General features: G+C 68.7%; 13 protein-coding genes and 1 pseudogene. 6 read left to right on the forward strand and 8 right to left on the reverse strand.

From position 1 onward, the window contains the following. Together V8688_RS29330 and ychF are read left to right on the forward strand one after the other, a co-directional pair. Positions 1-483: zinc-binding dehydrogenase (locus V8688_RS29330; RefSeq protein WP_342802150.1), on the forward strand; the 483-nt coding region annotated here is incomplete at its 5' end. 80 nt (positions 484-563) lie between these two features. After that, on the forward strand, positions 564-1,643 hold the full coding sequence (gene ychF, locus V8688_RS29335; protein WP_342802151.1) for a redox-regulated ATPase YchF: 1,080 nt from the start codon (positions 564-566) through the stop codon (positions 1,641-1,643). A 104-nt stretch (positions 1,644-1,747) separates the two neighbouring features. On the opposite strand, the gene V8688_RS29340 is transcribed toward ychF, so the two are convergent. The 4 genes and pseudogenes from V8688_RS29340 to V8688_RS29355 all read right to left on the reverse strand — a co-directional run. Next, on the reverse strand, positions 1,748-2,569 hold the full coding sequence (locus V8688_RS29340; RefSeq protein ID WP_342802152.1) for a hypothetical protein: 822 nt from the start codon (positions 2,567-2,569) through the stop codon (positions 1,748-1,750). After that, positions 2,562-3,545, reverse strand: a complete 984-nt coding sequence (locus V8688_RS29345; protein ID WP_342802153.1) for a type IV toxin-antitoxin system AbiEi family antitoxin — start codon at positions 3,543-3,545, stop codon at positions 2,562-2,564. The genes V8688_RS29340 and V8688_RS29345 overlap by 8 nt, the downstream gene beginning before the upstream one ends. An 80-nt stretch (positions 3,546-3,625) precedes the next feature. After that, on the reverse strand, positions 3,626-3,955 hold the full coding sequence (locus tag V8688_RS29350; RefSeq protein WP_342802154.1) for a hypothetical protein: 330 nt from the start codon (positions 3,953-3,955) through the stop codon (positions 3,626-3,628). After that, positions 3,952-4,186: pseudogene (locus V8688_RS29355) on the reverse strand (TetR/AcrR family transcriptional regulator); the annotation flags it as partial. The gene V8688_RS29350 and the pseudogene V8688_RS29355, both read right to left, overlap by 4 nt. Positions 4,187-4,364: 178 nt before the next feature. On the opposite strand from V8688_RS29355, the gene V8688_RS29360 reads away from it, so the two are divergent. Further along, positions 4,365-5,312 (forward strand): alpha/beta hydrolase, encoded by a 948-nt coding sequence (locus V8688_RS29360; RefSeq protein WP_218719848.1) that lies wholly within the window; start codon positions 4,365-4,367, stop codon positions 5,310-5,312. Between the two features lie 13 nt (positions 5,313-5,325). On the opposite strand, the gene V8688_RS29365 is transcribed toward V8688_RS29360, so the two are convergent. Together V8688_RS29365 and V8688_RS29370 are read right to left on the reverse strand one after the other, a co-directional pair. Further along, positions 5,326-6,459 (reverse strand): alcohol dehydrogenase catalytic domain-containing protein, encoded by a 1,134-nt coding sequence (locus V8688_RS29365; RefSeq protein WP_342802155.1) that lies wholly within the window; start codon positions 6,457-6,459, stop codon positions 5,326-5,328. After that, positions 6,459-6,884, reverse strand: coding sequence for a tautomerase family protein (locus tag V8688_RS29370; RefSeq protein WP_342802156.1), 426 nt, complete (start codon positions 6,882-6,884; stop codon positions 6,459-6,461). Before V8688_RS29370 ends, V8688_RS29365 begins: the two co-directional genes overlap by 1 nt. A 79-nt stretch (positions 6,885-6,963) precedes the next feature. Here V8688_RS29370 and V8688_RS29375 point away from each other — a divergent pair, with 79 nt between their 5' ends. Beyond that, positions 6,964-7,548: a helix-turn-helix domain-containing protein gene (locus V8688_RS29375; protein WP_342802157.1), complete on the forward strand. Its 585-nt coding sequence runs from the start codon at positions 6,964-6,966 to the stop codon at positions 7,546-7,548. Between the two features lie 22 nt (positions 7,549-7,570). Here the strand turns inward: V8688_RS29375 and V8688_RS29380 are convergent, their stop codons facing one another. Next, positions 7,571-8,116 (reverse strand): MarR family transcriptional regulator, encoded by a 546-nt coding sequence (locus tag V8688_RS29380; RefSeq protein WP_316575972.1) that lies wholly within the window; start codon positions 8,114-8,116, stop codon positions 7,571-7,573. Positions 8,117-8,363: 247 nt separating this feature from the next. Between V8688_RS29380 and V8688_RS29385 the strand changes: the two genes are divergently transcribed. Next, positions 8,364-9,290 (forward strand): AraC family transcriptional regulator, encoded by a 927-nt coding sequence (locus tag V8688_RS29385; RefSeq protein ID WP_316575971.1) that lies wholly within the window; start codon positions 8,364-8,366, stop codon positions 9,288-9,290. Here the strand turns inward: V8688_RS29385 and V8688_RS29390 are convergent. Beyond that, a complete protein-coding gene (locus tag V8688_RS29390) occupies positions 9,273-9,884 on the reverse strand; it encodes a class I SAM-dependent methyltransferase (protein ID WP_342802158.1) in 612 nt (203 codons plus the stop codon). The genes V8688_RS29385 and V8688_RS29390 overlap by 18 nt on opposite strands. Positions 9,885-10,005: 121 nt before the next feature. Between V8688_RS29390 and V8688_RS29395 the strand changes: the two genes are divergently transcribed. Further along, on the forward strand, positions 10,006-10,556 hold a 551-nt coding region (locus V8688_RS29395), incomplete at its 3' end, for a DoxX family protein (RefSeq protein ID WP_342802159.1).

The following is a 10,556-nucleotide window of genomic DNA, read 5'->3' on the forward strand; positions in this document are numbered from 1 at the left end:
CACCTCGCCGTGCAGCTGGCCCGCGTCCGTGGCGCGGGCTGGGTCGTCGCGGCGGTGTCCGACGAGGCCAAGGCCGAATTCGTGGCCGGGCTCGGCGCGGACGAGGTCGTCACCTACGACCGGCTGCAGGCCGCCAAGCAGGCCGACTTCGGCCTCGACGGCGTCGGCGGCACCGGTCTGGGCGCCGCGATCGGCGCGCTCGCCGAGGGCGGCCGGGTCGTCACCTACGGCACCGGCGGCGGACTCATCGACACCGAGGACCTGCTGGCCGGCGGCAAGACGCTGTCCGGTTTCCGGATCGGTCGCCTCGCCCAGCGCGACCCCGCCCGCTACGAGGACCTGCGCCAGCAGGTCTGGCAGTTCTACGCCTCCGGCCTGCTGCACCCGGTCGTGCACGCCGAGTTCGCCCTCGACGACGCCGCCGCCGCGCACGCCGTCATCGAGCAGCGCGCCAACCTGGGCAAGGTCGTCCTGGTCCCGTGATCACTGTCGGCCCGCCCCGCCCGTGCGGGGCGGGTTCCGGTGGTTCGGCGACAGGTCGCACCGCGTAGACTCTGCTCCTCGTGAGCCTCACCCTCGGAATCGTCGGCCTGCCCAACGTCGGAAAGTCGACGCTGTTCAACGCGCTGACCAAGAACGACGTGCTGGCCGCGAACTACCCGTTCGCGACCATCGAGCCCAACGTCGGCGTGGTCCCGCTGCCGGACCCGCGCCTGGACAAGCTGGCCGAGATCTTCGGTTCCGAGAAGATCGTGCCCGCCGTGGTGTCCTTCGTCGACATCGCCGGCATCGTGAAGGGTGCCTCCGAGGGCGCGGGCCTGGGCAACAAGTTCCTGGCCAACATCCGTGAGGCCGACGCCATCTGCCAGGTGGTGCGCGTGTTCGCCGACGACGACGTGGTGCACGTCGACGGTCGCGTCGATCCCACCGCCGACATCGAGGTCATCGAGACCGAGCTGATCCTGGCCGACCTGCAGACCCTCGAGAAGGCCATCCCGCGCCTCGAGAAGGAAGCCAAGGTCAAGAAGGACCGCAAGCCGCTGCTCGACGCCGCCAAGGTCGCCCAGGAGTTCCTCAACGAGGGCACCACCCTGTTCGCCGCGGGCAAGAAGGTCGACGGCGAGCTGCTGCGCGAACTGTCGCTGCTCACCATCAAGCCCTTCCTCTACGTCTTCAACGCCGACGAATCGGTGCTCACCGACGAGGCCAAGGTCGCCGAACTCAAGGCCGCCGTGGCCCCCGCCGACGCCGTCTTCCTCGACGCCAAGGTCGAAGCCGAACTCCTCGAACTCGACGACGAGTCCGCCCTCGAACTGCTCGAGTCCATCGGCCAGACCGAACCCGGCCTGCACGCCCTGGCCCGCGCCGGCTTCCACACCCTCGGCCTGCAGACCTACCTCACCGCAGGCCCCAAGGAAGCCCGGGCCTGGACCATCCACCAGGGCGACACGGCCCCCAAGGCCGCCGGCGTCATCCACACCGACTTCGAACGCGGCTTCATCAAGGCCGAACTCGTCGCCTTCACCGACCTGGTCGAGGCGGGCTCCATGGCGGCCGCCAAGGCCGCGGGCAAGGTCCGCATGGAAGGCAAGGACTACGTCATGGCCGACGGCGACGTCGTCGAGTTCCGCTTCAACGTGTAAGTCGTTGCGCCTGGGGTGAATTGAAGGATCCCCAGGCGCATTGGTTGTTGCGAACGTGGCGCCGGGCGTTGCGGCCAGGTGGTCCGCTGATCGGTCCCGCGGATTCACGATGACAGGAACGCCGTAAGTCCCTCGATCGCTCGATGCGCCGCCGCGTGGTCAGGGCGCGTTCTCGACCGCTGACGCGCGAAGTACTCCACGAGTAGTTCCGGATTGCTCTGCCGCCAGGCTGCGGACAGCTCTTCCACTCGGCTGCTTCCGAGAACATCGGACACCTCCTCGCCGAGCAGGAGCAACGTCGCGACATCGAGGTCGAGGTCAGCCCTCAGAAGGAGATCGGTGCGCTGTGCGTACAGCGATGCATGGACTTCGCCGTCCTCCTGATACCAGCCACAGGCAATCGCGATATCGCCGGCGTCTTTGTATTCGCCGTGGCTGGATCGGTCACACCAAGCTTTCAACTTGAGCGCGGTGTATCCGGCGGGTGTGGGAATCCGAACGCGGTTCCCGCTCGGCAGGAGAACTTCCTGCGAGCACCCGAAAACCTCTCGAAAGCCGAAGACGTCGAGAGAATCCCGTCGGCTGGACAGGACGGTGGTTCCGGCCGGGTCTTCGATGTCACCGAACGGCACCACGTCGACCGAAACACCCGCGATCGTGTGGCGGATCTCGGTAGTGCCCGACCGGGGGAAGGACGAAACTATCTGTCGATACCGGGTATCGCCATCGACGGCGATACCGATATCGACGTCACTGGTTGCACGGAGTAGATCGGTGCGTCCGAACGATGCGTGCAGCAAGTCGCGACAGTGTGCGCCGATGACCATGATCGATGCGTCGTCCGCACCCGAGTTCGTCACCAATGCGTCGACCACTCTGCTGACCAGGTCCAGCGACTGCGTGGTGATGCGCTGGAGGTCAAACAAGCCGGTCCCTCCTCAGGGCGCTCGCTACTTCGGACAGCCGTGGTTCTCTCGAGGCCAGGAGGTCTGCGTACACCATCAGTGGTGGGGCTGCCGATTCGGTGAAGGTGCCGTACCGGTCGGGTGCGGTGGACCACGGCGGCTCGGTCCAGAATTTTCGCCGGATCTCGATGGTGGGATTGTCGGATTTCCGCCATCCGTTCTGGATGGCAACGATCGGGTCGAAGTTCTTGACATAGACGGTCAGCGTCTCTGGCTGCCGGATCGATTCGATCGCGGATTCGCCACTGACGAGATGGCCCGGCGGCGGCGTCCAGTGCGCGATATCCCCGGTAAAGGAGGCCTCGCGGATCTTCGGCATCAAGGTGCCTCGATACGCCGCAGACCAGAGATCGATGAGCTCATCGCGCCGATGGAGCGATCTCCCGATGACATAGTCGGACTCCTTCATGATCTCCAGCGTCGATTGCGTGATCCCGACGGATGTCCCGGCGGTGTCGGCGATCATGCGCACCGGTTTGCTCGCCAGGTCTGGCCATGTCAGCAACGCGAACAGGACCTGCATCCTCCGGACGCTGAACAGGTTGGCTGCCGGGAGTGACCGACGCTTCTCGGAAGTGGTGCCGCGGCGTCCGCGGATGTCGATCAGGACCGGGCCGAAGGTCAGATGAGCGTTCCCCGCGTCGTCGATGTAGTCGATGCGCGCGTCGCGGAGTGCCTCCGCTGTTCTGCTGCTGATCAGTGGTCCTGCGACCAGGAGCCGGTGCGATTCGTCGTGCTGCTCGAGCTTCGAGAGTTCTGACAGAGTGGCGTGTGGTAGCCATGCCATCCGGTACTGGGTGTCGAAGCCGTTGCGGCTTACCGCGACGATCGCTGTGTTCTCCGATGTCCAGTGCTGCAGCTCGAACTCGATCGAGACCGCCGACATCGCCTGGGTCACCAGGTGCTCGATGTCGCGTTCACTCGTTCGGTCTTCCATAGTGTTCACTTTAGTTGAACATGTTGAAATATTGAACAAAGGTGAGAGTAAGGCAGGACCGGAAGTAGGCGTGCGTGTTGCTACCACGTCGCGAAGATCCAGACGAACGTCGCTGTGGTCAGCAGGGAACTCGTCGCTGCCGCGATCAGGGCTGGCCTGATCGTCGGGCGGGTGAACCAGAGGGTGGCTACGAGGCCGGAGGTCACCGCGAGGGGGACGAACCAGATGTCGAGCAGCCAGGGGAGTTCCCACTCGGCGGCGATCAGGAGGTTCAGGGTGCCGAGCAGGGTTGCCCAGTTGATCAGATAGCCGGCGCCGATGCCGAGGACTACTTGCGTTATGCCCGTGGCGATTCGGAAGGTTCGTGATCGCTGTCGTAGTGCGGTCGCGGCTGTCCGGTCGTTTGTCATGTGCCCCCCTGGCTCCTGATGATTCCGAGGGTAGCGGCGGTCAGGCGCCAGAGGCGGTCGGTTGCCAGGTGCTGGCCGGTGGGGTGTCGTGCGGAGTTACTGGGCGATGCCGTGGCGTAGGCCGCCGATGACGTAGGCGCCTGCGCTGTCGGGGTCGAGGGCGGCACGGGTGATCAGGCTGGGGGCCAGCGGGTCGGCGTAGTGATCGGCGATGAAGAGGTGGGTGCGTTCAGGTGGCCAAGTCGACGGCATGCGTCCGAAGCGGCGGGCCGCGCCGCGGTAGCCCCGGTGCACCAAGGTGGGGTTCTGCGCACCCTCGGGGGTTCGGCGCCAGCACTCGGGGACCTGATGACGGGGACGGATTCGGCGCAGAGTTGAACCTGTCACCGTCAGCGATCCGGAGGTTCCGATGTCGAGCAGCATCACCGCCCACTCGGAGCGTCGGGTCACGGTCACGACCGGTGACGGAGTCGAGCTCGCGGTTCGCGAATACGGCAGCCGCTACGCCGAGCTCACCGTGGTCCTCATCCACGGGCACTGCCTGCGCACCGAGTCGTGGACCGATGTGCGCGACACCCTGCTGCGCGATCATCCCGGTGCGCGGGTCGTCTGCTACGACCATCGCGGCCACGGCGACTCGGCGACGGCGCCGCGCCAGACCTACACCCTCGAACAGCTCGGCCGCGACTTGCACGAGGTGCTCGACGCCGTCGCGCCGACCGGGCCGGTCGTGCTGGTCGGCCATTCGATGGGCGGCATGACCGTGTTGACTTACGCCGACCTGTACCGCGCGGAGATCGGCACCCGCATCGTCGGCGTCGGGCTGGTCGCGACCGCCGCGAACGGGCTCGCCGACGCGGGCTTCGGGCGGCTGCTGCGCAACCCGATCATCGCCGTCTTCCAGGCCGCCGTCCGGCGCGCGCCGCGGCTGATGCAGCAGGTGAAGGTGCTGGCATGCAAGGTTTTCGCGCCGGTCGTGCGGGCCGCCGAGTTCGGTGATCGCACGGTCAGCGCGCGGGTGCTGGCGCTGGCCGAGGCGATGCACAACGCGACGTCGATCGTCACGATGGCGACCTTCCTGAGCGCCTTCAAGGCGTTCGACCGCACCGACGCGCTGCCCGTGCTGTCGCAGATCCCCACCCTGGTGCTGTGCGGCTCGGCCGACCTGATGACCCCGCCGTCGCATTCGGTCGCCATGGCCGCCGCCGTCGACTTCGCGGATTTCGTCCTGATCGACGGCGCCGGCCACTCGGTGATCCTCGAGCAGCCCGCGCGGGTCGCCGAGGCCGTCGCGCGGCTGGTCGCCCGGGCGAGCGCCGACCGCCTCGATGTCGAGAGCCTGGCTCTGGCGGCCTGACCTCCGCGCCCGGCTACGCGGCCGGCCCCAGCGGCGGCCGGTGCAGGACGAGCTTGGTGGTGTGGGCTCGGTAGGCCTCGGGCGCGTCGTCCCAGTCTGCCAGCAGGGTCGTGACGGTCTCGGCGGGGAACTCGGTACCGGCGATGAAGTCGAGCAGGTCAGGCAGATGCGGACGGACATGGGACACACCGATTTTCAGCGTCGCGTCGTTGGCGTACATGTGCATCAGCGGCACCTTCGTGCCCGGTGCGAGGTAGTAGCCGACCGGGGTGCAGATTCCGCCCGGCTGGAGGGCGCGCAGGGCCGCGTCCACGCCGGCGGCGGTGGAGGTGGCCTCGACGGCGATGTCGTAGTGCCGGGCGGGAAGGTCGGTGCGGCGGAGCTTGCCCGTGGCGATCGGATGCGCGCGGGCGCCGAGCTTTTCGGCGATCGCCAGGCGTTCCGGGCGGTGATCGACGTAGTCGACGACCTCGGCGCCGTGCGCGACCGCCAGCCCGGCCGCGTAGAGGCCGATGCTCTGCGCGGCGCCGGCCAGAACGAGCACGGAACCGCCGGGGCGCTCGGCGAGCGGGCCGACGACACAGCGCCAAGCATCGGTGAGATTGTCACTGGCGGCGGCGACGCGCAGTGGGTCGATTCCGCCGGGCACGCGCACGAGCATGTGGTCGGCGAACGGGACGCGCAGCAGATCGGCGACCATGCCGCCCCACGGTCCGCTGGCCGGTCCGAAACCGAACGCGGCCAGCGTGCCGGTGCGGGTCGTCGCGCACTTGGCGGTCAGCCCGCGCGCGCATTCCGGGCATGCCCCGCACGACACCGCCCACGGCACGACCACGACGTCGCCGGGGGCCAGGCCGGTGACCTCGGGGCCCACCTCGACGACTTCCGCGACGCACTCGTGGCCGATGCCGAACGGACCACGGAACGGCACGTCACCGCAAATGCTCGCCACCACCGGGTCGATGAATCCGGCACGCAGGCCGAGCTGCATGGCCCGGGAGACGTGCCGGTGGATCGGCATGGTGTCGCCGTCGCACCTGGCGGCGACGAACGGACGGACGAGCGCGTCGCGTGGCCCCCGCAGGACCGGGTCGGGTCGTTCGCGCCAGGCGAGGTGATGAGCACGGACCAGGTGCAGTTCGCGCATCAGCCGCGAGCCTGGGCCGCGAGCGCTTTCAGCTCGGCGAAGCGGATGATGTTGCCCGCCGCGCCCCAGGTGCCCTCGGGCTGTTCGTGGATGAGGACCCAGACTCGGAGCGCGTCGGCCTCGGTGAGAGCGGCGGCGGCGAGGACATCGGCGGTCACCTGCTCGACCAGACCGGCTTTGCGGCGGTCCGACAGCGCGCCCTCCGGGACGGTGGCGTCGACCCGGAAGCGGGGCAACTCGTCTTCGGCGGTGCCGAAGGCGCCGGCAGGGACCTCGGTGATCAGGCACCAGGCCTGGGCCCGGAAGAACGCCGTGTCGGGAGCGCCCTCCCAGCTGAGCAGGGTGGCGGCGAGCGTCTTCTGCAACCGCTGCCGGGCCTCACCGGTCAGGACGCCCGCGGGCAGCGTGAGCTGGATCATCGGCATGGGAACACCTCCGTTATAACGACTGTTATAAATCATGGACGGTACGCTATGACGGTCGTTATGGGCAAGGAGGTGCGGGATGGCGCAGTCGGACGCGCGCGATCGACTGGTGGCCGGTGCCGCCGACATGCTGCGGCGGCGCGGGTTGAACGCGACGAGCGTGCGCGAGCTGGCCAAGCATTCCGGTGCGCCGCTGGGCTCGACCTATCACTATTTCCCCGGCGGGAAATCGCAACTGGCCGCCGAGGCGGTGCGCCTGGCCGACGCGCTGACCGTGCGCAAACTGACCGCCGAGTTGTCGGCCGGTCCGGTGTCCGGTCTGCGCGCGTTTGTCGCCATGTGGCGAAAGATCTTGGTGGACAGTGATTTCCAGGCGGGCTGCCCGGTGCTGGCGGTGTCGGTGGAGGATCAGCCCGACGAGGACGACGAGCCGCGCCGCGCCGCCGCCGAGGCGTTCGGACACTGGACGGTCCTGCTCGCCGAATCGCTGCGCGCGCACGGGGCGGCCGAGGACGCCGCCGAGCGGACCGCCACCTTGATCGTCGCCGCGCTCGAGGGCACTGTCGCCCTGTGCCGGGCGCAGCGCGATATCCGGCCGCTAGACCGGACCGCCGAGGCGCTGGAAAGCGTCGTGCGCGGCGTCATCAGCGCTGCCGCGCACTAACGGAACTCGGCCGACTTTCTATTCAATTATTCGAATCAGTGGGTTCCGGGCGGGCCTTTTCGGAGCTCTTTCCGGTCCCTGACGACAATTCCTTCGTATTTCGGACGATACGTCCGAAGGCGTCGGCGACGGTATCGAGCGCGGTGTCGGTGACGGGTTCGACGAAGTGGTCGCGGACTATTTTCTCGTGGCCGGGCAGGGCGGCGGCCACGGTGCGGGTGCCCGCGGGGGTGAGGTGGGCGACGACGCCACGGCGGTCGTGCGGGTCGGGCCGCCGCAGCACCAGGTCGCGGGACTCCAGCGCGCGGACCAGGTGGGTGAGCTGGCCACGGGAGACGTGGACGCGGTCGGCGAGCACGCTCATGCGCAGGGCGCGATGGGGTGCGCGGTGCAGGGCGAGCAGAATCCGGAATTCGGGAAAGCTCAGGTTGTAGCCCTGTTCCAATTGGCGGTTGACGACCTCGTCGAGATCGGACTTTCCGGCGAGGTAGATACGCCAAGCTAGTCGCTCCCGTGGCGTCAGTTCGTTGTCGCTCTCGTTCGCCGAGCGGGAACGCTCGTCCGCCATGGCGCGGATATTACCGGGTTGATGTCGATCACATCGGGTGCGCCGAGGCTATTTGTCCGCACCGCGAACAGTGATGTCGGTGGGCTATTCGTTGAAGATTTTACTATCCCCGGAGAAGGCATTCCGGCCGCTCGGTTGGTGTGCGTCACCTTCGTCTGAAAACCTTTGGCGCAGAGGTGATCTCGAGGAAGAAATCTTCGAAAATCCGTTCAGGACGCGAAATGTGCCGGGTCAGGGGGAATCTGAGATGGGCGCTGATGAGGACTGGGTGCGCCGGGTATCGCAGGCTCTCGCCCCGGTTCGGGTGGAATACGGCACGGAGCCGCGCACGCCGGGGCGGATCGAATCACATCGATTCACCGGCTTCGAGCTGACGATCCTGCGGGCGGGACGCCAGACGCTGCGGCGGCGCGAGTCGGCCGCGCGGGGCGACGAGCTGCTGGTGAGCATTCAGCTCGACGGGACCGGGGAGATCCAGCAATCCGGGCGCAGGATCGCGTTCGGCCCCGGCGATCTCGTCGTCTACCGGGCGAGCGAGTCGTTCCGGTGGGCGATGCACGGCGACTGGGCCCAGGTCGTGCTGCGGCTGCCGGTCGAGGTGTTCGCCGCCAGTCCGGCGTTCTGGGCGGCGCTGCCGCTGCACGTCCCGGCCGCGGGCGCGGGCGAGGTGATCGCCCGGTTCTTCGCGGGTGTCGCGGCGCTGCCGCGGCCCGAGCAGGCCGGGCCGCTGGCGGCGGGCGGTCTGGACCTGGTGCGTTCGATCGTCGCCGCCTCGGCGCGCCGGACGGTCGTCACACAGGCGCGGGCGCTCTCGCGTGGACAGCTGCTGGTGTTCCTGCGCAGGCACTTCACCGATCCGCGGCTGACCGTCGACGGCATCGCGCGCGGGTGCCTGGTCTCCCGGCGCACCCTGCACCGCGCCTTCGAGACCCTGCTGGGCACCAGTCCGGCCGCCATGCTGCGCCGGATGCGGGTCCGCCATGCCCGTCAGCTGCTGTTGCGCGACCGGGCGCGGTCGGTGGCCAGGATCGCCGAGGCCAGCGGGTTCTCCTCGACGCGGCAGTTCTACCGGGTCTTCCAGCACGAGACCGGCATGACACCGGGGCAGTTCCGCGTGGTGCGGGCGACCTCGGTGCGACTGCCCGCCCCACCCGAACTACCGATGAGCGCGTGAGCAGGCGAGGGCGGCCACCGGGCGGATGTCACCCTCGGCCGGACGCTGCCGCCGTTCGAGTTCGGTGAAGCCGGCCGCGCGAAGCACCTCGGCCAGCTCGTCGACCGGCCAGCGATAGGCCGCGGTCACCTTGTGCGGGAACATCTCGACCTGTTCGGCGCTGTCGAAGAAGCCGAGCACCAGCCGGCCGCCGGGCCTCAACACCCGGGCGAATTCCGCCAGGACGGCGGGCAACTCGGCCGGCGTGAAGTGGATCAGGGAGAACCACGCGAGGATGCCGCCCACCGAGGCGGTGGGCACGTCGATCGCGCGCAGGGAGCCGACGCGGAACGCCACGTCGGGGTAGCGCGAGCGGGCGTGGGCGATGAATTCGGGGACCAGGTCGACGCCGGTGACGGTGACGCCGGCGGCGTGCAGGAGCTGGGTGAAGTGGCCGGGGCCGCACCCCAGATCGAGGATCGGACCGGGCACGTCGGCGAGCCGGCGCAGGACCAGGTCGGCGTCGTCGGGATGCAGGTCGTCGGGGCTGCCGAACAGATCGATGTAGAGCTCGTGGATCGCGGCGTAGGCCGTGCGGACGGTGGTGTCGGACACGGCGTCGACGGTAGCGGGCGGGTGTGACCGGATCGTTGTGTGGATCGTTTGTGGTGTGGGGTCCCGGGTAGTCGAATGGGGAGGAGCCGTTCTCCCCAGTCGTAGACGAAGGGATCAGACGATGCCGATGAAGCCAGTCCGCCGTGTTGCCCGCACTCTGTTGGCGACCACATTCGTCGCCGGTGGTGTCAACGCGTTGATGCACCCGAAACCGCGTGCCGCCGCGGCGACCGCACTCGCCGACCAGAGCAGGGCTACGCTGCCCGATTCGCTGGCCGCGCGGATACCCGACGACCCGGGCCGCCTGGTCAAGGTCAACGCCGTGGCCCAGATCGCGGGTGGTGTGCTGCTGGCCAGCGGCCGCGCGCCGCGACCGGCCGCCCTGGTGCTGGCCGCGACCGTGGTCCCCGGCACCGTCACCGAACAGGACTTCTGGGCCGAGCCGGACCCGGATCGCCGCGCGGCCAAGCTGGCGGGGTTCCTCAAGGATCTGGGGCTGCTCGGTGGATTGCTGATCGCCGCTTCCGATACCGCGGGCAAGCCGTCACTGGGCTGGCGGGCCAGGCAGGCGCTGTCGCGCCGGGAATCGCGGGTGGCGGCGGAGAGCGCGGCCCTCGTCGGCGCGGCCAAGGTGCGCGGCGCGCACCTCGCCGAGGTCGCCAACGAGCAGGG

This window comes from Nocardia sp. No.11, from assembly GCF_038752175.1.
Lineage (GTDB): Bacteria > Actinomycetota > Actinomycetes > Mycobacteriales > Mycobacteriaceae > Nocardia > Nocardia canadensis.

What these genes read in the sequence shown, in the direction of transcription:
- V8688_RS29345 (WP_342802153.1), bottom strand. Translation starts at nt 3,545, where the DNA reads ATGGAAGACCGAACGAGTGAACGCGACATCGAGCACCTGGTGACCCAG.
- V8688_RS29350 (WP_342802154.1), bottom strand. Translation starts at nt 3,955, where the DNA reads ATGACAAACGACCGGACAGCCGCGACCGCACTACGACAGCGATCACGA.
- V8688_RS29360 (WP_218719848.1), top strand. Translation starts at nt 4,365, where the DNA reads ATGTCGAGCAGCATCACCGCCCACTCGGAGCGTCGGGTCACGGTCACG.
- V8688_RS29365 (WP_342802155.1), bottom strand. Translation starts at nt 6,459, where the DNA reads ATGCGCGAACTGCACCTGGTCCGTGCTCATCACCTCGCCTGGCGCGAA.
- V8688_RS29370 (WP_342802156.1), bottom strand. Translation starts at nt 6,884, where the DNA reads ATGCCGATGATCCAGCTCACGCTGCCCGCGGGCGTCCTGACCGGTGAG.
- V8688_RS29375 (WP_342802157.1), top strand. Translation starts at nt 6,964, where the DNA reads ATGGCGCAGTCGGACGCGCGCGATCGACTGGTGGCCGGTGCCGCCGAC.
- V8688_RS29380 (WP_316575972.1), bottom strand. Translation starts at nt 8,116, where the DNA reads ATGGCGGACGAGCGTTCCCGCTCGGCGAACGAGAGCGACAACGAACTG.
- V8688_RS29385 (WP_316575971.1), top strand. Translation starts at nt 8,364, where the DNA reads ATGGGCGCTGATGAGGACTGGGTGCGCCGGGTATCGCAGGCTCTCGCC.